Here is a 21667-nt window from a genome sequence, read left to right as displayed (position 1 = left end):
AGGGAGGAATCAATATGAAACAGAAAGCAGGCGTTTCAGAACTGCTCAGGGCGTATGGCACGATCTTTGCGGGCATTCTGATCGTCATTGTATTCAGCGTCATGCGCCCTGACGCCTTCTTCACGATGGGCAACCTCGTCAACATCACCCGGCAGATTTCGCTGCTGGTCATCATCGCGCTGGGCGCCACCCTTGTGATGTCGGTCGAGGAGTTCGACCTCTCGGTCGGCGCCCTGGCCAGCCTCGGCGGCGTCATCGGCGCCAAGATGGCGGTGGCGGGCGCGCCGATCTTCCTCTGCTTCATCGCGCCGGTGGTCATCTGCTTTGCAATCGGCTTCGTGAACGGCTGGATCGTCACCAAGTTCCGGGTGCTCTCCTTCATCACCACGCTCGCGATGAGCACCATTTTGGGCGGCTTCACCTTCTGGTTCACCGGGGGCGCGACCGTCTTCCAGGACATCCCCAAGAGCTTCACCTACATCGGCACCAAAACGGTGCTCGGCGCGCCCATCCTCTCGATCATCATGCTTCTGCTCACGGTGGTCTTCTGGTTTGTGATGCGCCACACCGCCTTCGGCCGCAAGCTCTACGCCATCGGCGGCAACGAGGCGGCCTCCCAGGTGTCCGGCATCAACGTCAAGAAGTATAAGAACCTCGCCTTCGCCCTGTGCGCCTCGCTGGCCGCCCTCACCGGCGTGCTGATGGCCTCCCGGCTGGGCTCGGCGCACCCGACCGGCGGGGACGGGCTCTTTTTGCAGTCCTACGCCGCCGCCTTCCTCGGACGCACCGTCTTCCGCGAGGGCGTGCCCAACATCTGGGGCACCTTCGTGGGCGCCGCGATCCTCGGCGTGCTCGCCAACGGCCTGACCATTTTGCAGGTCCCCACCTTCATGCAGGACCTGCTGACCGGCTGCATCATCATTCTGGCGGTCGTGGTTCAGAAGATTGGGCGCGGTGATGCCAAGTGAGGGAGATCGTCAATCCGCGCAACCTCGCGGCGGTGGGCCGCCCCGGCCTGCTGGTGGGCTACCTGCTGGCCGGCTACCCCGACCGGGAGCGTTTCCTGGAAACCGCCGCGGAATGTGAAAGGGCGGGGCTCGACATCCTCGAGGTGGGCTTCCCCGCCGCCGACCCGAGCTCGGACGGGGAGGTCATCCAGCGCGCCCACACCCTCGCGGATCATTCGATCTGCTGCGACCTCGGCTACTGGAGGGCGCTGCGCGGCGCCGTGGAATGCCCGATCTGGGTGATGGGATACCGCGACGACCTTCTGCCGTCGGGCGTCTGCCGCGCCATGGCGGAGGCCGACCTTGCGGACGCCTTCGTCATCCCCGACATGACGCCGGAGGAGCGGTACAGCCTCGCCGGGGAGCTGGCGCCGCTCGGGACCGACGTGCTCGGCTTCACCAATCCCGAGATGTCCGCGCGGGAGCTGGAGGACTGCTTCGACCGGTTTTCATTGATCTACCAGCAGCTCTACGCGGGCCGCACCGGAATGCCGGTGCTGGCGGAGGATTTCGACGGGCCCCTTTCCCGGGCCCACACCCATCCCCACGTCCGGGCGTTCGCCGGCTTCGGCATCAGCACCCCCCAGCGGGTCGCGGAGCTTCTGTCGGCGGGCTTTGACGGGGCCATCGTCGGCACCGCCCTGATGAAAAAACTCAACGAGTCGCCCGAGGCGCTTTACGCCTTTGTAAAGGAGCTCAAGGCGGCGGCAAGAGCGGGAGGAATTCGATGCGGTATATCGCAACCTTCGACATTGGCACCACGGCGGTAAAGGGGGTCCTCCTCTCGGAGGACAACGCCTGCGCCTGCGAAAAGAGCGTGGAGATCGAGACCTTTTCCGAGGGGGGCCGGCGGGAGCAGGACCCCCTCTCCTGGTACGCGGCGGTCCGTGAGATCTCCCGCGCCTTCTTCGCGGGGGGGATCTCCCCCGGCGACGTGCGCGGGATCGTCATGAGCGGGCAGATGCAGGATCTCATCCCCGTGGACGGGGACCTGCGCCCCACCTGCAACGCGATCCTCTATTCCGACGGGCGCGCCGGGGCGGAGGCCGAACGGCTCGCCGCGCTGATCGGCCGGGAGGAGCTCGTCCGGAGCACCGGCAACCAGTTCGACGGCTCCCTCCCCTTCCCAAAGCTGCTCTGGCTCAAGGAGCAGAACCCCTGCGCCTACCGGGCGGCCGAAAAGGTGCTCATCAGCTCCAAGGACTACTGCATCGCGCGGCTGACGGGCGAATTCGTCAGCGACGTGACCGCATCGGCCACCGCGGGGCTCATGGACATCCATGAAAAGCGCTGGAACACCGCCTGGATGGAGGCGGCCGGGCTGGATTCCGGAAAGCTCCCGCGGCTGCGCTACGCCCACGAGCAGGCGGGCGCGGTGACGCCCGGGGCGGCGGCGGAGACGGGGTACCTGCCCGGCACGCCGGTCTACACCGGCACCGGCGACGCGGGCGCCACGACGCTCGCCAGCGGCATCTCCGCCGACGGCGAATTCAACATCAACCTCGGCACCTCCGGCTGGGTGGCCTGCGTCTCGGACGACGTGCTGCCCAAGAGCGACGTCTTCAACCTCGCGGCCATGCCGGAGGGCGTCTATATCAACGTGGTCCCCTTCTTCAACGCGGGCAACGTGCACAAGTGGGTCAGCCGGGCCCTCGCGCCCAGCGAGCAGGGGAAATACGACTATGTGGACCGGCTGCTGGAAGAGAGCGAGGCGGGCAGCCACGGGACGATGTTCCTGCCCTATCTCGTGGGGGAGCGGTTCCCCGTCGTGGACACCCAAATCCGGGGCGGCTATGTGGGCGTCACCCCCGAGACCACCAAGCAGGACCTCGCGCGCAGCGCGCTGGAGGGGGTCGCCTTCTCCATCCGGCAGGGGATCGAGAGCATCGGGCGGGTCCCCGGTAAAATCTCCCTGATCGGCGGCGGCGCCCGCACCCCCGTCTGGTGCCAGATCCTCGCGGACGTGCTGGGGCATCCCGTGCACGTCTACCGGAACTCCGACTACCTGCCCGCGGTCGCCATCGCGGCGTCGGTGCTGATCGCGCAGGGGGAGATCGGGGACTACACCGAATTCACCGACACCCTGCAGGGCTCGGACAACTGCGTGCGCTACGACCCGGTCCCCGCAAACGTCGAGCGGTATAATCGGGTCTATCCCCGCTACCTGCGGGTCTACCCCGCGCTGAAAACCCTCTGCGGGGACTGACGAACAGCCGATACTGCCGGGCCGGCGGGACCTGGCCCGCCCCCCCCCCCCCCCCCGGCCTTTTTGCGCGGGTAGGCGGATTGACAAACGGAATCCCCCGGTGCTATACTGACATCAACTTCATAGTGGAGACAGGTTATGGAAGCTGGGTGCGATTCCCACGCAAGGCCGTTGCTGTGTTTCACCGCCGGGCCGGCGGACGCCACTGGAAAAGATTCCGGGAAGGCGCCGGCCCCTGTGTCCGGACCGGACGCGGGTGATCAGTCAGAATACTTGCCTGTCCCCCTGCCGCGCGGAGCGCGCGGCGCGTGCAGCCCCGCGGACTACCGGGGTTCTGGACAGGATTTGAGGCATGCCGGCCGTTTTTGCTCCTGGTATGTCTTGTCTTTGTGTCGGAAGGAACGTCCGCGGGCTGGCCGCGGACGTTTTTTTCGACCCGTTTTCCCCGGAGACCCCTCCGGGCTTCATCCGAGAACCGGGAAACCGCAATGAGAAGGAGAAACAAAATGAACATGCGCGCTAAAAGGAACCTGGCTTTGATCCTGTCCCTGTCGCTCGGCCTGCTCGCGTTCGCGGGCTGCTCCGGCGCCCCGGCGGCCGCACCCGGCGAGAGCGAGGCCCCCGCCGCCCCCGCGAGTTCCGCTGGTGAGGAGCCCGCGCCCGAAGAGGCCGCCCCGGCGGCCGACAAGGTCCTGCTTGTGACCAGCTTCGGCACCAGCTATAACGACAACCGCGACCTTTCGATCGGCAGCATCGAGCAGAAGCTCCAGGCGGCCTATCCCGACTATGAGGTCCGCCGCGCCTTCACGAGCCAGATCATCATTGACAAGCTCAAAAAGCGCGACGGCATCGCAATCGACAACGTGACCGAGGCGATGGACCGGCTCGTTTCCGACGGCGTCAGGGAGGTCGTGGTACAGCCCACCCATGTCATGAGCGGCTTCGAGTACGACGACGTGGTCGCGGAGGTCACCCCCTACGCGGACAAATTCGACAGCTTCAAGGTCGGCAGCCCGCTGCTCGTCTCCGACGCGGATTACGACGAGGTCGTCTCGATCATCACCGGCGAGACGAAGGACTATGACGCCGAGGGCACCGCGGTGGTCTTTATGGGCCACGGCACCGAGCACGAGGCGAACGCCACCTATGCCAAGCTCCAGCAGCACCTGACCGCCGCGGGCTACGGCAACTACTTCATCGGCACCGTCGAGGCCACCCCCTCGCTGGACGACGTCCTCGCGCTCGTCCGGGATTCCGGCGCGGAAAAGGTGGTCCTGCTGCCGCTTATGATCGTCGCGGGCGACCACGCCAACAGCGACATGGCGGGGGACGATGAGGGCTCATGGAAATCCGCCTTCGGGCGGGCGGGCTTTGAGGTCGAGTGCGTCCTCAGGGGCCTCGGCCAGTACGAGGGGATTCAGGACATGTTCGTCGAGCATGTGGGCGCGCTGATCGCGCAGTAATCCCGTCCTCAGAAACGCCGAAACCGGCCGGGCGCGGGTTTCGGCGTTTTCCTCTTCCGGGACGGCCCGGCGGATTTTGACAAGCGCCCGCCAACCGGGCAAAACAGCAGTCGCGGCTTCTCCGGGCTTTTGCCCGGGGGAACAAAAAAAGGAGAATCACCTGATGAACAAGACTGGAACGCTTCTGCTGGCCGCGCTGGCGGCCTGCATCCTCTTTTCCGGCTGCGCGGCCGAAGAGCCGCGCGCCGAAAGCCCGGCGTCCGCGCCGGCCGCGGCCTCGGAGAGCGCGCCTCCCGCTTCCCCTGCGGAAGCCTCCGAAGGCACGCAGGAAGGCCCCGGGGAGGAGGCCCCCGAGCCTGTCTATGCCGACCGGATTCAGGACGGGACCTACCCGATCGAGGTGTCCTCAAGCTCCTCCATGTTCCGGATCGTCGACGCGCGGCTCACCGTGGCGGGCGGGGAGATGTCCGCGGTGCTGACGCTTGGCGGCAAGGGCTATGAAAAGCTCTATATGGGCACCGGCGAGCAGGCGCTCGCCGACACGGACGACAACTGCATCTATTTTACCGAGGACGATCAGGGCCGGTACGCCTACCGGGTCCCGGTGGCCGCGCTCGACCTGGAAACCGACTGCGCCGCGTGGAGCACCCGTAAGGAGAAGTGGTACGACCGGGTCCTCGTCTTCCACTCCGCGGGGCTCCCCGCCGGGGCGGTCTCGCCGGCCCCGCCGGGAAAGCTTCCCGCCGACGGGCGGTACCTCGTCGACGTGGCCCTGTCGGGCGGCTCGGGCAGGGCCTCGGTGGAGTCCCCGGCGGCGGTCACGGTCGCGGACGGAAGGGCCACGGCCGTCATCGTGTGGAGCAGCCCCTACTACGAGTCCATGCGGGTGGACGGGACGGATTACGAGCCCCTCTCCGCTGGCGGGAATTCCACCTTTGAAATCCCTGTCGTTCTGGACACGGACATGGCGGTCAGCGCGCGGACGATCGCGATGAGCGAGCCCCACGACGTCGACTATACGCTGCGCTTCGATTCCGCGACGGCCGTGCCGTCGGAGCTCCAGTGAAGCGGCGGCTGGCCTGCCTGGCCGCAGCCCTCCTGCTCGCCCTCTCCCCGCTTTCAGGCTGCGCCGGGGCTCCGGCCGCCGGGAGCCCGGGGGCGCTCGGCAACGGCTGGCTGCCCGAGCGCAGCATGGAACTGCGGTACGCGGAGAATTTCAGCGTGGATTATTATTCCGGCGGCTATACGCTGATCACCATTTCGGACGGCAGCCGCTTCCTCACCGTCCCGCAGGGCCGCGAGGCCCCGGAGGGGATCGATGGGGAGATCACCGTCCTTCGCCGGCCGGTCGAAAACATCTACCTCGTCGCCACCTCGGCGATGTGCCTCTTCGACGCGCTCGACGGGCTCGGCAGCATCCGGCTTTCGGGGACGAAGGCGGGCGACTGGTATATCCCGGGCGCGCGGGCGGCGATGGACGCGGGGGAAATCCTCTACGCGGGAAAATACAACGCGCCCGACTTTGAGCGCATCCTGTCCAGTTCCTGCGGCCTCGCCGTGGAATCCACAATGATCAACCACGTCCCGGAGGTGCGGGAAAAGCTGGAGGAGCTCGGCGTCCCGGTGCTGGTCGACCAGTCGAGCTACGAGCCCCACCCCCTCGGGCGCACCGAATGGATCAAGCTCTACGGCGCGCTGCTCGGGAAGGAGGACGAGGCCGAGCGGCTCTTCGCGGAGCAGGCCGCCTATCTGGACGAGGCCGCCGGGGCGGAGAACACCGGGAAGACGGTCGCATTTTTCTACATCAGCTCGTCGGGCTACGCCGTCGCCAGGAAGTCCGGCGACTATGTGACGAAGATGATCGAGCTCGCGGGGGGGAACTACGTCTTCAAGGACCTCGGGGACCCCGCCAGCGCCACCAGCACGGTGCCCCTTGAGATGGAACAGTTCTACGCGGCGGCCAGGGACGCGGACTACATCATCTACAACAGCACGGTCGGCGGGGAGCTCTCCTCGCTCGGCGAGCTCATCGACAAGAACGGGCTGCTCCGGGACTTCCGGGCGGTGCAGAACGGCAACGTCTGGTGCACCGAAAAGAACCTTTTCCAGGAGACGACCCAGTTCGGCCTGATGATCTCCGACATCCGCCGGATGCTCACGGAGGAGGACCCGGACGGACTGCGCTTCCTGTACCGACTGCAATGACGGCGCGCCGCGCCGGGAGGAGGATGGAAATGAGAGAGGAAACGGCCCGGCGGCGCCTGCGGTACTGCGTCGTGCTCGCGGCTTTCGCCGCCTTCTTCGTCGCGCTCGCGCTGCTGAACATCGGCGTCGGCAGCGTGTCCGTGGGGGTGCGGGAGATCCTCGGCATCCTCTTTCGCGGGGAGGGGGGAGAGACGGCGCGCGGCATCATCTGGAAGGTGCGGCTGCCCCGCGCCGCGGCGGGCGTCCTGCTCGGCGGCGCGCTCTCGCTGTCGGGGTTCCTGTTACAGACCTTCTTCAACAATCCGATCGCCGGCCCCTATGTGCTGGGGATCTCGTCCGGCGCCAAGCTGACGGTCGCCATCCTTATGGTGCTGGCGCTCAGCCGCTACCGCTCGGTCGGCTCCGCCGCCATGATCGCCGCCGCCTTCGCGGGCGCGATGCTCTCGATGGGGTTCGTCCTGCTCATGGCGCGGGCGGTCCGGCGGTCGTCGATGCTCATCGTCAGCGGGGTCATGATCGGCTACATCTGCTCGGCGGTCACCGACTTCATCGTCGCCTTCGCCGACGACGCCAGCATCGTGAACCTCCACAACTGGTCCCGCGGCAGCTTTTCCGGCGCTTCGTGGGAGGACGTGCGGGTGATGGCGGTCGTCGTGCTGGCCGCCTCGGCCGCCGTTTTTCTGCTCTCCAAGCCGATCGGCGCCTACCAGCTGGGCGAAAGCTACGCGCAGAACATGGGGGTGAATATCCGGGCGTTCCGCGTCGTGCTGGTGCTGCTCTCGAGCGTGCTGAGCGCCTGCGTCACCGCCTTCGCCGGGCCGATCTCCTTTGTGGGGATCGCCGTGCCGCATCTGGTGCGGTCGTTTTTAAAGACCTCCCGGCCCCTGCTCGTCGTCCCCGTCTGCTTTTTGGGCGGCGCGATCTTCTGCCTGGGGTGCGATCTGGCGGCGCGGACCCTTTTCGCGCCCATGGAGCTGAGCATCAGCTCGGTGACCGCCGTGGTCGGCGCGCCCGTCGTGATCGGAATCATGCTGAGGAAGAAGGTGAAAGTCTGATGGCGGAGCCCTTCTTCCGGACCGAACGGCTGACGGTCGGCTATAACGGCGTCCCGCTCATCCGGGACATCGAGATCCGGCTGGACCGGGGGCGGATCCTCACGCTGATCGGGCCGAACGGCTCGGGCAAGTCGACCGTTCTGAAGAGCATTACAAACTACCTGAAGCCCCTCTGCGGGGCCGTCTACCTCGAAAGCCGCGCGGTCGGCGGCATGACCGGCGGCGACCTCTCCCGCCTGGTGTCGGTCGTGCTCACCGAAAAGCCCCGCACCGAGCTGATGACCTGCGGGGAGGTCGCCGCGACGGGGCGGTACCCCTACACGGGCATGCTGGGCATCCTTTCGGAGGAGGACCGCCGCCTGGTGCGCGAGGCCATGGAGCTGGTGGACGTCTGGGCGCTGCGGGAGCAGGATTTCACCGAGATCAGCGACGGCCAGAAGCAGCGGGTCCTGCTCGCGCGGGCAATCTGCCAGCAGCCCCGGGTCATCGTGCTCGACGAGCCGACGGCCTTCCTCGACGTGCGCTACAAGCTCGAGCTGCTCGGCATCCTGCGGAAGCTGGCGAAGGAGCGGCGGATCACCGTGATCATGTCGCTCCACGAGCTCGACCTCGCGCAGAAGGTTTCCGACCTGGTCATGTGCGTCAAGGGGGAGACGGTCACGCATATCGGCCCCCCGCAGGAGATCTTCAACCGGGAGCTGATCGCCGGGCTGTACGGGCTCGCGGGCGGAAGCTACAACCCCCTCTTCGGGAGCTTCGAGATGGCCCGCCCGGCGGGCGAGCCGGAGCTCTTCGTCATCGCGGGCGGCGGGACGGGCATCCCCGTCTTCCGCGCGCTGCAAAAGAAGGGGGTCCCCTTCGCCGCCGGCATCCTGCACGAAAACGACGCCGACTGCCACCTCGCCCGCGACCTCGCGGGCGAGGTGATCACGGAAAGAGCCTTCGAGCCGATCGGCGCGGACGCCTACGGCCGTGCGCTGCGGCGGATGGAGGCCTGCGGCAGGGTGGTCAACTGCCTCACGGGCTACGGCGAAATGAACCGGAAGAACCGGGAGCTGTACGAACAGGCCCTCGCGATGGGGCTGGAGACGGTGACGGGCGCGGATCTGATTTGAGGACGGCGCAAGACGGCGGGCATGCTTACGCAAGCCCGCCGTTTTTATGGAAAAGCCCCGTCAGGGGGCGATGACCTGGTTCCCCGATCCGACCGTCTTGTGGTTGGATATCTCGTGGATCGCGATGTTACCGTAGATCCCAATACTGATCCACGGGTCCCGGCGCACGACGGCGATCTTGAGCTGGCAGTTCTGGCTCACGTCGGTCTCGATCTTCGCGCTGTAGCTCGCCTCTTGGATCGCGTGGACCAGCGGATGGACGTGCGTCGGCTTTTTCTCGATCAGGCCGGAATTGAGGCAGGCCCCGATGATCGAATTCACCAGCTTCGGACGGATGATCGTATTGCTGCCCGTCGCGGCGGTGACCACGCTCCGGAGTCCGTACTCCGCGAACACCTGCTTGAGGATCTCCTCGTCCTCCCGCGTGTCGGTCATGGCGAGCAGCACCGCCGCCTTGACGGGCTCCAGGTTCCTTCCGATCACAGCACCCAGCAGCCTTTTGTCATCCACACGGACCGCCTCCTTTTTTCCAGTTTAACATATCCGGCGCGCCCTGTCACCCACCGGGTTCACATCATATCGAGGTCGATCTCCCGCTTCAAAAACGCCTCGACCACCTTCTGCGCGTCCACCACGTCGTCCAGGTGGAGCAACTCTACCGGGGAGTGAGAGTACCTTCTCGGCACCGCGAAAGTCGCGACCGCCGTCCCCTCCCCCGCAAAGACCGCGCCGACCGCGTCGGTGATGTAGCCCGCGCCGTTAAAGGCAAATTCCTGCCAGTGCGCGCCCGTCTCCTCCGCGCACGCCCGCAGCGCCTCGATCAGCCGGGGATGGCTGGCCACGCAGCGGCAGCAGTTGGCCCACTGCTGGCTGAGGACGATGACCGGCCCCTTGCCCAGCGCGATGGGAAGCTCCCGAGCATAGTCGCAGTCGGGCACGTCCCCGCAGGGGATCGTGTCGAGGAAGAGGCTGTACTCCGGCTTCAGATAGGCCACGGCGGCGGCCGCCGCCGAAACCGTGCTCTCCTCGAGGATGTTGAAGACCGCGTACACCTCGCCGCAGAGGTCCTCCGCGCGCAGTTTCAGCATCGTCTCCACGAGGATGGCGCAGAGGGCGCGGCAGTCGGCCGCGCGGGTACAGAGGTAATCGGGGTCGCGCATCTCGGTGCAGGGGCTGTCGGGGACGATCTGCGCCCCGGTGCGGATGCCCAGCACCGTGGCCTCCTCGCGGGAGGAGACGCAGATGTCGACGTAGGACTGGCGCACCGTCTGGGGTCTCGCCATCTCCTCCGGGGTCAGCAGGTGGCCCGCGCGCACTCCGACGATGCCGGGCACAACCCCCTTTTCCCCCTTCACGAGCACCCGCCGCCCGGGCAGGCACCCCTCGGTCGCGCCGCCGATCTTGTCGAAGAAGAGGAACCCCTCAGGGCTGACCGCCTTGACGATGTACCCGACCTCGTCCATATGTGCGGAGATCATAACGCGCGGGCCGGGGCGCGCGCCCTTCTTCGCCGCGATGAGGATGCCGTTCGGGCGGACCTCGATCGAATCGACCACGCCCTCGAGCGCGCGCTTGACGGCGCGCGCAACGTCCCATTCGTGCCCGCTGACGCCGATGATCGACGTCAGCTCCTTGATCCGCTCACGGAGCAGTTCTTTCATGGCCTGTTCGTTCCTTTCACACTGTAATTTTCACTGGATCAGCTTGCGTTTGTAAAGCAGGTAGGTGATCAGGATGTTCCCGAACACCGCAATAATGATGACGCCCCACGCCGGGATGCCGGTGAGCCCGAGGAAGAGCAGGGAGAGTGGCATGGCGTAAAGGGCAATCTTCGGGTTTTTATAGGCGAACTGCCCATACATAGCCCCGAAGAGGGAGGGCAGGATGAAGTTGGAAAGGGCGTTGCGGATGAATCCCGGCAGCAGCCCCAGGATGGAATCCCCGAGCACCACGGCGATCGTCAGGAAGACGAGGTTGGTGATGACCGAGCCGCAGATGCCCAGTGTGGAGATGAGTTCCCCCTTCTTCGTGCCGTTCTCGACGCCTACGACCTCCTGCGCGGTCGCCGCCGCGGGCAGCCGGACGTTGGCGATGTTGCCTGACAGCACGCCGATGTAGGTACCCGTCATGCCGAAGATGGGGTAGTAGGACATCGGCTCGACAACGTAAAAGGCGCCGAACGCGAGGGCTACCTGTCCCCACGCCGCCAGCGCGTGGTGCCACGAGGGGAACACCCCGTAGGCCAGATAGAGGTAGAGGTTCGGCAGGAAGCTGGCGATCATTGTTGCGACGACGGTGATAATGCCGACCCGGATGGAGGGGCGGGTCCAACCCCTGAGGAACTGTTCGTCGGCGGACAGCGCCGCGGCATTTGTGGTCTCGTTCATGCTTTCCTCCTTATCCGACGACGGCCCCGCCGATCATCCCGACGATGATGGCGAACCCGAGTGCGTATTCCTTCAGCCAGGTTTGCTTCTGCGAGAGCTTCATGAATCCGAGCATCGAGCCGAAGCCGAGCAGCGCCGCGACCATCGAGCCGTGCAGCTTGAGGACGTAGGGCGCGGCCATGTACCCGAAGAGCCCCAGCGTCGCGGCCGCCGTCAGCAGGGAGAGCCAGCGCGGGTCCCCGCCGCCGATTCTGGCGCGCACCTTTTCCATCCGGTGGGTGAAGAGCGCCACCATGAGCAACCAGCCGCACCCGTTGACCGCCATCGTCCACCAGGAGGCGGCCATCGCGTAGATGTCGTAGGACTCCGACCCAATCGCCGCGCCCACCGCGTTCGCGCCGATCGTGGCGGCGGTCAGCTCGGTGCCCGACCCGCCGATCATCGAGAGCCGCATCCAGCTGATCGGGCCGCCGACGATCGCCACCATGCTGAAGACGACGACGAATACCGAGATCGAGGGGCCGATGGCGCTGATAAGCCCGCTTTTCAGACCCCGGCTGCACTGTGCGCTGGTGAGACCGGCGGCCGGCGCGTTCTTGTAGGCCAGCCTGGTGTAGATGACCGACTGGACCAACACGCATCCCACGCCGATAAAGGCGCATAACCAGACCGGCCAGCTGTTTGCAATTTTCAGATAATCGACCATGATTTCCCTCCTGTTTCTATGTTTTCTTTTTTTCCCCGAAGACGCAAAAAAAGAGTGTAAAGGCCTGACCAAACGGGTCGGGCCGTCTACACTCTTCACGAAACGTCATTCACTTTTTCCGGGGAGGATCGCTGGTGGGGGAACGCCCTCAAAACATCTTCTCAAAATCCGCTGGTTCCCCCGGCGTCTGTACGCCTTACTCTATTTCTATCACGTTTCTTGCAGGATTTCAATCATTTCTGTGCATTTTGTAGCAATTTCTAAACATTTTATAGCGATTTTGGGGATTCTCACAAACATCTTTTCCCGCCCAATTGACATCCGCTCCGTTTTCGGATATGATGCAGACAGCAGTTCATTTTCCTCTTTCGCGGCGGGTCCCCGGAGGTCCGGGCGACGAGTGACGAGTCCCGCCGCCGGCGGCCCCACATAGAGTGTTGAGTGACGCGGTGATACCCGTAGGGGTGATCACTGCGTCCTTTTTGCGTCTTTGGGGTATTTTATCAGACGACCGGAGGCGGACGCATGGGTGTCAATCAGGTGATCGTGTGGATAATGGCGGGCTTCATGCTGCTTGGGGCCGCCGACCGCTGCCTGGACGGCCGGTTCGGGCTCGGGAAGGCGTTCGACGAGGGCATTTCGGCGATGGGCGGGCTCATGGTACCCATGGTGGGCTTCATCGCCGCCGCACCCGTGATCGGCAGTCTGCTCGCCCCGCTCGTCGGACCCGTCTACCAGGCCCTCGGCGCCGACCCGGCCATGTTCGCGGGCACCATCCTCTCGAGCGACATGGGCGGCTACCCGCTGGCGCGGACGATGGCGCTGGACCCGCAGGCCGCCGATTTCGCGGGGATCATCGTCGGCGCGATGCTGGGGGGCGACCTCTGCTTCGCCATCCCGGTCATTCTGGGCTTCGTCCGGGAGGAGGACCTCGCCGACTGCTCGACCGGCATCATGGCCGGCATCATTACAATCCCGGTCGGATGCTTCTGCGGCGGGCTCGCCGCCGGGTTCGGGGCCGTCATGCTGTTGCGCAACCTCTTCCCCATCCTGCTGCTCTCCGCCTTTCTGGTCCTGGGGCTGTGGCGGTTCCCCCGCAAGATGGTCCGGGGCTTCCTCCTCTTCAGCCGCGGAGTCATCATCCTGGCGACGGCGATGTTCGCCCTCGCCGCCTTCCAGCAGATGACCTCGGTGGAGCTGCTGCCCGGCATGGCTCCTGCCGGGGAGGGCATCCTCATCGTTGGCTCGATCGGCATCGTGCTCGCCGGCGCCTACCCGATGGTCGCGGTCATCAACCGGGCGTTTTGCCGTCCGCTCGGCAGGATCGGAAGGGCGCTCGGCGTCAACGCGGCGGCCTGCGCGGGCATCGTAGCGATGTTCGCCAACCTGCTGCCCGTCCTGCCGATGGTCCGGTCGATGGACCGCCGCGGCAAGGTCATGGCGATGGCGTTTGGCGTCAACGCGGGCGCGGTGTTCGGGGACTATCTCGGCTTCACGGCGGGCACGACCCCCCATATGATCGCCCCGATGATCATTGCCAAGCTCGCCGGAGGCTTCTGCGCGATCCTCGCGGTCCGCGTCTTTTTCCGCGAACCGGCGGAGTCGGCGGCCGGGGAGCTCTCCGGAGCCGGGCCGGTTTGACCGGACCGGAAAAAATCCGCTTCCCCGCTGTCCCTTTCCGTGCGGCGCCCCTGTTATAGAGGGTGTCGGAATCTTGACGGACGGAGGGCAAAACAGGTGAAACGGATTCTTCTGGCGGGTATTCTCATCCTTTCGCTGGCCGTCTGCGGCGCGGGCTGCGCGGCACAGGCGGAACCGGACGCTCCCTCCGCGTCTTCAGGCGCCGGGGAGGAGACGCCACACGGCGGCGCGGAGGAAAACCCCATCGACGGGGCCTTCGCGCACATGCGGGAGGTCCTCGGGGAGGAGGAGGCCGAAAGCGAAACGATGGCCTATCTCTACGCCCGCCAGTGGTACTGGGAGCTGGAGGAGGTCTTTTCACAGATCGACCCGAACCTCTACCTGTACATCGACTTCGACCGGGACTATATTCTCACGCAGGCCCGCATGAAGCTGATGGCGACCGGCGAGGGGGAAAGCACCGCCAACCAGTTCGCCGCCATCGGGGATTTCCTGCGGGGCGAGGCGCTGCGGTTCCACGCGCTCCTCGGGGAAACGGGCGTCGACTGCCCCTATACGGTCGACGAGGCCTCCCTGACCGAGGCCCTGTCCGGGTACCGCTATTCGCTGAACGCGCCGGGGGAATGGCCCGGCGACGGGGCCATGTCGGCGTGGTCCGAGGAATATCCGCTGCTGCTCCTCGCAGGCGTACCGGAAAAAGAGGTCTACCTCTATCACGCCTATCCGTTCGGGATGCTGCTGAACATCAGGGGGACCAGTAAGCTCTATCCCGACTGGCCGGGCCTCTCCCCGCGCATGGGCCTGCCGGAGATGCGGGTCATGGACGCCGATTCCGACGGCGGGGAGGAGATTGTCATCACCCACACATGGGTCACCGGGGTCGGGCTCACCTACATCTCCGCCGGCTCCCTCTACGTGGTGGAGTACAATCCCGATTCGGGCGTGGTCTGCGGGACGTCCGTCTTCGACCCGGACGACTTCGACGACCTGCTGAAGGACGAGCTCTCCCTCCGGTGCGATCCCGGCGCGCGCTCCCTCAGCCTCTCCTACCGGGATCAAACGGTCACGCAGCCGCTCCCCGAGCTCCCCGAGCTGAATGAGACGGTGCGCTACGGACTCATCATGGGGGAGCTGATGCGGTACGAATTCCAGGACGACGGCCGCATCGTCCTGCGGGCGGATCTTGTCGCCTACTGCAAGGACTACCCCTATCCCGCCTCCGCCGTGACCTTTCCGCTCACCGCCGACGTCGTCTATACCGACGGGGAATATTCCGGGCGGATCGGGCTGCAAAACGTTTCCATCCTGGAGTCCGGCTGGTGAACCACGGCGCACGCCCTCAAAAAAGCCGCCGCCCTTTCGGGCGGCGGCTTTTGAAACGTCAGGAGGCCGGTTTCGGGCCCGCCCGCTCCCTGCCGCTCAGAAGCAGCCGGGGCCGGGGTAGCGGGCCGCGCCGCCCAGCTCCTCCTCGATGCGCAGCAGGCGGTTGTATTTCGCCACGCGTTCGGTACGGCTGGGCGCGCCGGTCTTAATCTGGCCCGCGTTCAGCGCGACCGCGAGGTCGGCGATCGTGGTGTCCTCCGTCTCGCCCGAGCGGTGGGAGACGATCGCGGTGTAGCCCGCCCGCTTGGCCAGCTTGATGGCGTCGATCGTCTCGGTGAGGGAGCCGATCTGGTTGAGCTTGATGAGGATCGAGTTGGCGCAGCGGCGGTCGATCCCCTTTTGGAGGCGCTCGGTGTTGGTGACGAAGAAGTCGTCGCCCACAAGCTGCACCCTGTCGCCCAGCTCGGCGGTGAGCTTCCGCCAGCCCTCCCAGTCCTCCTCGTCGAGCGCGTCCTCGATCGAGCGGATGGGGTATTTGTCAACGAGGGATTTCCAGTGGGCGATCAGCTCGTCGGTGGTGAACCGCTTCCGGCTCTTGGGGAGGAAGTAGCCGTTTTCGCTCTTCCATTCGCTGGACGCGGCGTCCATGGCGAGGACGAAATCGCCGCCCGGACGGTACCCGGCCTCTTCGATCGCGCGGAGCAGGTAGCGGATCGCCTCCTCGTCGCTCTCGAGGTTGGGCGCGTAGCCGCCCTCGTCGCCCACCGCGGTGGAGTGGCCCTCCGCCTTGAGGATGGCGGCCAGCTTGTGGAACACCTCGGTGCACCAGCGCAGCCCCTCCCGGAAATCCGGCGCGCCGACCGGCATGATCATGAATTCCTGCACGTCGATGCTGTTGGCCGCGTGGGCGCCGCCGTTCAGGATGTTCATCATCGGGACCGGCAGCGTGTCGGCGGCGACGCCGCCCAAAAACCGGTAGAGCGGCAGTCCCAGGCTGTTCGCGGCCGCGTGCGCGCAGGCCAGCGAAACGGCCAGAATGGCGTTCGCGCCGAGGCGGGATTTTTCCCTGGTGCCGTCGAGCGCCAGCATCGCCGCGTCGATCTCGGCGGTGCGGGCGGCGTCCATGCCGGTGAGCGCCGCGCGGATCTCGTTGTTGACGCTGCCGACGGCTTTCCGCACGCCCTTGCCGCCGAAGCGGGACGCGTCCCCATCGCGCAGCTCCAGCGCCTCGAACTGTCCGGTGGAGGCGCCGCTGGGGACCGCGGCGGTGCCCGCGCTGCCGTCCTCCAGCGTTACGACCGCCTCCACGGTGGGGTTCCCGCGCGAGTCGATGATCTCCCGTCCGTGGATATCGCAAATGATCGAACCGATGGTTTTCATAAAGAAGACTCCTCTCACATTTCAGGTGCGTGTCGTAAAAATGAAAAGCGGCGGGGTGTGCGGCGTCATTCGCCCCATTTGGTTAGCTATAGCTAACCTTTTCATTAAAATTATACCTCTTCGGTAGAGGATTGTCAAGGGCGCGGGGGCGCGTCCAAAAAAGTTTACAACTCCGCCACTCCCGGATTATTCCCGTTTTCCTGCCGGATTATTCCCGTCCTCCCCCGGGGCGGACCGGTCCGCGCCAAAAAAAACGGGGCGGGTTTCCGTTGGAAACCCGCCCCGCGGCCTTGTCAGACTTTCACCTCGCTGTCCTCGTTCGACAGCTTCGTCATCTGCTCGATGACCTTCGCGCCCTGCTTTTTCACTTCCTCGATGTCCTTCTCGTTGTTGTCGACGGTGCAGAGGTAGAGCGTCTCCAAAACCGTCTGCTCGGCGATGCGCCGGGAGATGATGTCCCCGGCGGTGGTGTCGTCGACCGTGCCGGTCAGCAGCGCGTAGGAGCAGTGCTTCAGCAGGGGGGATTTGGCCGCCGCCGTGACGCCGATCGTGATGGCGCCGCGTTCGCGGGCGATGCGCATGGCCTCCACGACCGACTTCGACCGGCCGGTGTGGGAGACCGCGAGCGCGACGTCCCCGAACCGCATCGAGGAGGCGCAGAACACCTGCATGTCCTGGTCGTTGAGCACCACGCAGGCCTTACCGATCTTCATGAGCTTCAGGCTGATCAACTGGCAGGGGATGATCGCGTCGCCGTTGCCGAACATGATGATGATGTTCGCCTTCCGCAGGGCGTACGCCGCGGGCTCATACTGGTCGGAGATCAGCGCGAGGGTGTTGAGCATCGTCTCGTTGTTCTTGTCGATCACCGAACGCATCAGCTCCCGCGCGGAGACCTGCTCCACCGGGGTGGCGAAGCCGGGGTCGTCCGGCTGCCGCTCGGCCATCCGGACGCTGTTGCGGAAATCCAAAAAGCCCTTGTAGCCCATGTGCTTGCACAGGCGGATGATCGTGGCGCTGCTCGCGTCGATTTCAGCGGAAATCGTGTTCAGGTTCAACGACCCGATGCGGTGCAGGTTTTCGATCAGATAGGTGGCTGCGGCCTTTTCACTTCGGGGAAGCGAGGGAAGGATCAACTGCAGCTTTGTTTTCAGGATGCTGAAACTATCCATCTCTTGCGGCATTCCCAACCGATCCCCCTTTCCCGCGAGACGAAACGCGGCGCACGGTTTTGCCTGCGCAACGTAAACCGACAGGCAATTCTACCCATTATTATACTTCTTTTTGATACGCGGTCAACAAAAAACTCATTTTTCCATCCCGGAAACGGGCCGCGCCGGTTGTCCGGGCGTTCCTTTCCGTCCTAATCCGCCAGTTCCCTCAGCGCGCCGGCGAGCTGCTCCGCCGTGGGAGGCGTGTAGTGCAGCTGGGGCTGGTCGAGCAGGTAGGAGGCGCCCTTCCCCTTGACCGTGTGCGCGAGGATGAGGGTGGGCGCGCCCTTTGTGCGGTCGGCGCGGCAGAACGCCTCGTCGATCTCGTCGAAGTTGTGCCCGTCGATCTCGATCACGTTCCAGCGGAACGCCCGCCATTTGTCCGCCAGCGGCTCCAGCGGGAGGATCTCCTCGGTGGCGCCGTCGTTCTGGTAGCGGTTGCGGTCGATGATCGCAACGAGGTTGTCGAGCGCGAACCGCGGGGCCGCCATGGCGGCCTCCCAGACCTGTCCCTCGTCGAGCTCCCCGTCGCCCAGGATCACATGGACCCTGACGCCGGGCTGCCGGCGCTTCGCGGCGATCGCCATGCCGGTCCCCAGCGAAAGCCCCAGGCCGAGCGAGCCGGTGGTGGCGTCCACGCCGGGAATCGCGATGCAGGGGTGACCCTGCAGCAGGCTGCCGATTTTGCGCAGGCGGCGGAACTCCTCCTTCGGGAAGAAGCCGCTCTCCCCCAGCGCGGCGTACAGGACGGGCGCGGCGTGCCCCTTGGAGAGGACCAGCCGGTCGCGGGAGGGGGATTTCGGTGAGGCCGTGTCGTAACGGAGCCGGTAAAAATAGAGGTACGCCATCAGGTCGGCCAGCGAGCAGGAGCCGCCGGGATGCCCGCTCTGCGCCTCGTAGGTCATTTGCAGCACGTCGCGCCGCAGCTGCCTTGCCCGCCGCTCCAGCGCCTGCCTGTCTTGCTCGTTCATCCGCCTCATCCTTTCCGGGCAATGGCCGCCCTTGCCCTTGAAACGATCCGTTCCGCCGTGAGCCCGTATTTCTCGAGCAGCAGCGCGCCGTTCCCCGATTCCCCGAAGGTGTCTTCAAGCGCCACCTGTTCCATGGGGACGGGGCGGCGTTTGGCCACCGTCTCGGCCACGGCGCCGAAAACGCCGCCGAAACAGTTGTGGTCCTCCGCGGTGACGATTGCCCCCGTCCTGTCCGCGTACTCCCACAGCAGCTCCCGGTCGATCGGCTTGACGCTCCGCAGGTTGATCACCGCCGCCGAGACGCCCTCCGCCTCCAGCAGCTCCGCGGCGCGCAGGGCCTGCTCCACCATGACGCCCACCGCAGCGAGCGTGACGTCCGAGCCGTCCCGCAGGACCTCGCCCTTACCCACCCGGAAGTCGACTGCTTCCGGCTCCAGGTGGAGGGGGGCTCCCACCCCCCGGCCGAGCCGGACGTATACCGGCCCGGGCGTTTGCAGCGCGGCGAACACCGCGCCCCGCACCTCGCCCGGGTCCGCCGCCACGAGCACCTTCATGTTGGGCAGCGCGCGCATGATGGCGATGTCCTCGATCGCCTGGTGGGTCGCGCCGTCCTCGCCCACGCTGATTCCGCCGTGCGTGGCCACGATCTTGACGTTGAGGTTGGGGTAACAGAGGCAGTTGCGGATCTGCTCAAACGGCTTTTCCGTCGCGAAGACGCCGTAGGCGGTGAAGATCACCGGGCCGCCGAAGGACGCGATGCCCGCCGCGATGCCCACGGCGTCCGCCTCCGCGATGCCCACCGAATAAAACCGGTCGGGCCAGCGCTCCCCAAACATCCTGCTGCGCGTCGATTTGGACACGTCGGCGGTCACCACATACAGTTCCGGGAATGCCTCCCCCACGGCGGCGAAGGTCTTGCCCAATTCGTCCCTGAAATTACCTACCACGCTCGTCCCCTCCACCATTCAGTTCCTTCACGACCGTTGCCATCCGCTCCATGTTCGGCTTTAGGCTGCGGTACAGCTCCAGGTATTCCCGGTAGTACCGCTCGTATACCTTTCGGCGCGCGGCGTCCGGCAGGACAGGCTCGTCGAACACGTTCCACGTTTCCACGCCCGCATAGTCCAGCAGGCCCGTCCCAACGCCCGCCAGGACGACGTCCCCCAGGTTGGCCTCCACGTCGTTTTTGGGGCACACCACCTGAAAGCCGGTGACGTCCGCGATGATCTGCCGCCAGAGCGGCGATTTCGCCACGCCGCCCGCCAGCACCAGCCGCTCGTCGAGCACGCCGCCCTGCGGCGCGGCCTCCATCGAATGACGGAGGGAAAAGGCCACCGCCTCCAAAAAGGCCCGGAACAGGTGGGCCCTGGTGTGGTGCAGGTCGAGCCCGAACACCACACCGCGGGCGTTGACGTCCCAGATGGGGGCGCGCTCCCCCATGAAGTAGGGCAGCACCAGCAGCCCCTCGCTGCCGGGCGGGATTTCCGCCGCGGCCTCATCGAGGCGCGCGTAGGCGTTTTTCCCGCCCTGAAGCTCCTCCCGGTACTCCAGCTCCGCGAAGGCGCCGCGGAACCAGCGGGTCAGCGCCCCGGCGGTGGCCGCGCCGCCGAAGGTGAAGAGCAGGTCGGCCGCGTCCTTCACGTAGGGCATGGTGATGAGCTCCCGCCCGGTTTCGCCGCCGCCGTGCACGAAGCCCCAGGTCATCGAGGTCCCGATGACCGCCACATGCTGCCCGGGCCTCGTCACGCCGAGGCCGAGCGTGGCCACCGTGCAGTCCACGCCGCCCGCGCACACGGGCGTGCCCGCCGGCAGGCCCAGCTCCGCCGCGCATTCCGGCGTGAGCCCGCCCACCACGGCGGAGGAGTCGACGACGCGGTCCGGCATCATCGCGCGCGGGATGCCCAGCGCCTCCATCAGCTCGCCGCTCCAGCAGCGGCGCTCCATGTCGAAGATGCCGCCCAGGTTGCCCGCCGAGGAATAGTCGATCGCGATCTCCCCCGTCATCCGGTAGATGGCGTAGGCGTTCGGCGGCAAAAAGCACCGGATTCTGGCCCAGTTCTCCGGCTCGTGCTCCTTGATCCAGAGGATCTTCGTGTAGCCGTAGTAGGGGTCGAGGCCGTTGCGGGTGATGCGGTAGAGCCGGTCGAAGCCGACGCGCGCTTCCACCATGCGGCTGACGTCGTCCGCGCGGCGGTCCATCCAGATCATGCAGGGCCGCACCGGCCGCATCTCGTCGTCGAGCGGCACGCCCGAGCCCCCGTAGAGTCCGCTGACGCAGATGCCGCCGACCGATTCCGGCGGAATCCCCGCCTTTTTCACCGCGTCGCGGATGGTGGACTTCACCGCCTCCACCCACACCTCCGGCCACTGCTCGGCCCAGAGCGCCCGGGGCGTCGTCACGCCGTATTCGGCGAGCGAGGAGGCCAGCAGGGCGCCGTTCGTATCCATGACGATGGATTTCGTGCCCGACGTGCCGATGTCCGTTCCGATCAAATAGTTCATTTTCGGGCCTCCCTTTTCCTTCCCGCCGCGCTCCGGACGGGTCAATCGATCCCGTTTTCGTACTCGCAGATGCGCCGCACCTTCGGCGCGGACCGGGACTGCGGGTCGAACTCCTCCTTGAGATAAGCCGCCACGAGGCATTTCGCCAGCTCGGCGCCGGTGACCTGCGCGCCCAAGGTGATGATGTTCGCGTGGTTGCTCAGCTCCGCGCGCTGCGCCTGGTAGACGTTGTTCACCAGCGCCGCATAGGCGCCCTTCACCTTGTTGGCGGCGATGCTCACGCCGATGCCGGTCCCGCAGATCAACACCCCCCGGTCGCATTCGCCGGCCGCCACCGCCTTCGCAAGGCGGACGGCGGTGTTGGCGTAGATGGGGTCGTCCCCGCCGAAATCCACGCACTCGTGCCCCAGGCCCGAGATAAAGGTCTTCAGCTCCTGTTTCAGTTCAGCCGCGTTTGGGTCGCAGCCAATCGCGATTTTCATCGTATCCTTCCCT

The 21667-nt window shown here is 66.0% G+C and carries 20 protein-coding genes and 1 riboswitch; of the genes, 10 read left to right on the top strand and 10 right to left on the bottom strand.

The window, feature by feature from the left end; genetic code table 11:
• Window positions 1–14 precede the first annotated feature (14 nt).
• The 8 genes from NE609_RS06970 to NE609_RS06935 all read left to right on the top strand — a co-directional run bounded on the left by NE609_RS06970 (window position 15) and on the right by NE609_RS06935 (window position 9051).
• A complete protein-coding gene (locus tag NE609_RS06970; RefSeq protein ID WP_121587041.1) occupies window positions 15–968 on the top strand; it encodes an ABC transporter permease in 954 nt (317 codons plus the stop codon).
• Window positions 965–1777: a tryptophan synthase subunit alpha gene (locus NE609_RS06965; RefSeq protein ID WP_256152125.1), complete on the top strand. Its 813-nt coding sequence runs from the start codon at window positions 965–967 to the stop codon at window positions 1775–1777. Before NE609_RS06970 ends, NE609_RS06965 begins: the two co-directional genes overlap by 4 nt.
• Window positions 1735–3213, top strand: coding sequence for an FGGY-family carbohydrate kinase (locus tag NE609_RS06960; protein WP_256152124.1), 1479 nt, complete (start codon window positions 1735–1737; stop codon window positions 3211–3213). The genes NE609_RS06965 and NE609_RS06960 overlap by 43 nt, the downstream gene beginning before the upstream one ends.
• A gap of 116 nt (window positions 3214–3329) precedes the next feature.
• Window positions 3330–3509, top strand: a riboswitch (cobalamin riboswitch).
• 210 nt (window positions 3510–3719) lie between these two features.
• Window positions 3720–4676 (top strand): sirohydrochlorin cobaltochelatase, encoded by a 957-nt coding sequence (locus NE609_RS06955; RefSeq protein WP_256152123.1) that lies wholly within the window; start codon window positions 3720–3722, stop codon window positions 4674–4676.
• A 163-nt stretch (window positions 4677–4839) separates the two neighbouring features.
• Window positions 4840–5742, top strand: a complete 903-nt coding sequence (locus NE609_RS06950) for a hypothetical protein (RefSeq protein WP_256152122.1) — start codon at window positions 4840–4842, stop codon at window positions 5740–5742.
• Window positions 5739–6881 (top strand): ABC transporter substrate-binding protein, encoded by a 1143-nt coding sequence (locus NE609_RS06945; protein WP_243107453.1) that lies wholly within the window; start codon window positions 5739–5741, stop codon window positions 6879–6881. Before NE609_RS06950 ends, NE609_RS06945 begins: the two co-directional genes overlap by 4 nt.
• A gap of 23 nt (window positions 6882–6904) precedes the next feature.
• Window positions 6905–7936: an iron ABC transporter permease gene (locus NE609_RS06940; protein ID WP_256152121.1), complete on the top strand. Its 1032-nt coding sequence runs from the start codon at window positions 6905–6907 to the stop codon at window positions 7934–7936.
• Window positions 7936–9051: an ABC transporter ATP-binding protein gene (locus NE609_RS06935; protein WP_256152120.1), complete on the top strand. Its 1116-nt coding sequence runs from the start codon at window positions 7936–7938 to the stop codon at window positions 9049–9051. Before NE609_RS06940 ends, NE609_RS06935 begins: the two co-directional genes overlap by 1 nt.
• Before the next feature lie 60 nt (window positions 9052–9111).
• On the opposite strand, the gene NE609_RS06930 is transcribed toward NE609_RS06935, so the two are convergent.
• The 4 genes from NE609_RS06930 to NE609_RS06915 are packed head-to-tail and all read right to left on the bottom strand — an operon-like array spanning window position 9112 to window position 12144.
• Window positions 9112–9561, bottom strand: coding sequence for a HutP family protein (locus tag NE609_RS06930; protein WP_256152119.1), 450 nt, complete (start codon window positions 9559–9561; stop codon window positions 9112–9114).
• 59 nt (window positions 9562–9620) lie between these two features.
• Complete coding sequence (locus tag NE609_RS06925; protein WP_256152118.1) at window positions 9621–10712, bottom strand: M42 family metallopeptidase; 1092 nt, start codon at window positions 10710–10712, stop codon at window positions 9621–9623.
• Window positions 10713–10742: 30 nt separating this feature from the next.
• Window positions 10743–11438 (bottom strand): hypothetical protein, encoded by a 696-nt coding sequence (locus NE609_RS06920; protein ID WP_256152117.1) that lies wholly within the window; start codon window positions 11436–11438, stop codon window positions 10743–10745.
• A 10-nt stretch (window positions 11439–11448) separates the two neighbouring features.
• Window positions 11449–12144 carry a DUF5058 family protein gene (locus tag NE609_RS06915; protein WP_256152116.1) on the bottom strand — a complete coding sequence of 232 codons (696 nt, stop codon included), beginning with the start codon at window positions 12142–12144 and terminating at the stop codon, window positions 11449–11451.
• A 525-nt stretch (window positions 12145–12669) separates the two neighbouring features.
• Here NE609_RS06915 and NE609_RS06910 point away from each other — a divergent pair.
• Both NE609_RS06910 and NE609_RS06905 read left to right on the top strand, forming a co-directional pair.
• Window positions 12670–13785: an ethanolamine utilization protein EutH gene (locus NE609_RS06910; protein WP_256152115.1), complete on the top strand. Its 1116-nt coding sequence runs from the start codon at window positions 12670–12672 to the stop codon at window positions 13783–13785.
• 96 nt (window positions 13786–13881) lie between these two features.
• Complete coding sequence (locus tag NE609_RS06905) at window positions 13882–15108, top strand: hypothetical protein (RefSeq protein ID WP_256152114.1); 1227 nt, start codon at window positions 13882–13884, stop codon at window positions 15106–15108.
• A gap of 96 nt (window positions 15109–15204) precedes the next feature.
• Here the strand turns inward: NE609_RS06905 and eno are convergent, their stop codons facing one another.
• From eno to NE609_RS06875, 6 genes are all read right to left on the bottom strand, one after another.
• Window positions 15205–16488, bottom strand: coding sequence for a phosphopyruvate hydratase (gene eno, locus NE609_RS06900; RefSeq protein WP_256152113.1), 1284 nt, complete (start codon window positions 16486–16488; stop codon window positions 15205–15207).
• 293 nt (window positions 16489–16781) lie between these two features.
• Window positions 16782–17660, bottom strand: a complete 879-nt coding sequence (locus tag NE609_RS06895; RefSeq protein ID WP_158595645.1) for a MurR/RpiR family transcriptional regulator — start codon at window positions 17658–17660, stop codon at window positions 16782–16784.
• Window positions 17661–17851: 191 nt separating this feature from the next.
• Window positions 17852–18670 carry a transketolase gene (locus NE609_RS06890; protein ID WP_256152112.1) on the bottom strand — a complete coding sequence of 273 codons (819 nt, stop codon included), beginning with the start codon at window positions 18668–18670 and terminating at the stop codon, window positions 17852–17854.
• Window positions 18671–18675: 5 nt separating this feature from the next.
• The gene (locus tag NE609_RS06885; protein ID WP_243107451.1) at window positions 18676–19617 is read right to left on the bottom strand and encodes a transketolase family protein; all 942 of its coding nucleotides are present in this window, start codon (window positions 19615–19617) and stop codon (window positions 18676–18678) included.
• Window positions 19607–21172, bottom strand: a complete 1566-nt coding sequence (locus tag NE609_RS06880; RefSeq protein WP_256152111.1) for an FGGY-family carbohydrate kinase — start codon at window positions 21170–21172, stop codon at window positions 19607–19609. The genes NE609_RS06885 and NE609_RS06880 overlap by 11 nt, the downstream gene beginning before the upstream one ends.
• Window positions 21173–21213: 41 nt before the next feature.
• Complete coding sequence (locus tag NE609_RS06875) at window positions 21214–21654, bottom strand: RpiB/LacA/LacB family sugar-phosphate isomerase (RefSeq protein ID WP_256152110.1); 441 nt, start codon at window positions 21652–21654, stop codon at window positions 21214–21216.
• Window positions 21655–21667: the final 13 nt, after the last annotated feature.

Origin of the sequence: Anaerotruncus sp. DFI.9.16 (assembly GCF_024461615.1) — a bacterium.
Taxonomy (GTDB): Bacteria; Bacillota; Clostridia; order Oscillospirales; family Ruminococcaceae; genus Anaerotruncus; species Anaerotruncus massiliensis.
Note: the sequence above shows the minus strand (reverse complement) of the source record. Positions and strands in the feature narration are given on the sequence as shown.